We start from the raw sequence: 725 nt of genomic DNA on the forward strand, positions 1-725 counted from the left end.
TGGCTCTAGACTAGCAGAATAGATATGTTAGTCTGGAATCATGATAGAAAACAGTAAATTAAGTCACTACAAGATTAAAAAAATTATTCAGTGCTTTTGCATTGATATTCCTGCTTCTAAAACAGCCTTATTGCTCAGTCTGAACCGTAATACAATCAACTACTGGTACATGCTTTTTAGAGAAGTGATCTATGACCATCAAACAGATTTAAGAGCAAAGTTTGTAGGTTCTATTGAAGTGGATGAAAGCTATTTTGGAGCTAAAAGACAACGTGGTTTCCATGGAAAGTTGAAACGAGGTCGAGGTACTTTAAAACAACCTGTATTTGGAATATTTGAAAGGAATGGTCATGTTTATACAGAAATCGTTCCTGACTGTAAAAAGAATACATTACAACAAGTTATCTTGGGTAAAGTCGCACTTGAAAGTGTAATTTATAGTGATGGCTGGCGTGGATACAATGGTTTGGTAGATGTCGGTTATTCGAAACATTTTAGGGTAAATCATGGAGCAAATGAGTTTGCTAGAGGACAATGTCATATAAATGGAATAGAATCATTTTGGAGCTTTTGTAAAAGAAGATTGGCGAAGTTCAATGGCATCTCAAAAGAGTACTTTGATTATCATCTTAAAGAAACAGAATGGCGTTGGATGAGGGAACCTAATGAGTTAGCAACAGAGTTGTGGAATCTCATTAGGTAAAATTAAGGGTAAATCTGCTAGT

The 725-nt window shown here is 35.2% G+C and carries 1 protein-coding gene; it reads left to right on the forward strand.

Features of this window, described 5'->3' with window-relative positions:
• Window positions 1-40 precede the first annotated feature (40 nt).
• On the forward strand, window positions 41-703 hold the full coding sequence (locus GGG_RS0119035; RefSeq protein ID WP_010118092.1) for an IS1595 family transposase: 663 nt from the start codon (window positions 41-43) through the stop codon (window positions 701-703).
• The last annotated feature ends 22 nt before the right edge of the window (window positions 704-725 follow it).

The organism is Acinetobacter sp. P8-3-8 (assembly GCF_000214135.1).
GTDB lineage: Bacteria > Pseudomonadota > Gammaproteobacteria > Pseudomonadales > Moraxellaceae > Acinetobacter.

Bases quoted from the DNA above. Each gene is read 5' to 3' on its own strand.
- GGG_RS0119035 (WP_010118092.1), top strand. From the start codon at position 41: ATGATAGAAAACAGTAAATTAAGTCACTACAAGATTAAAAAAATTATT.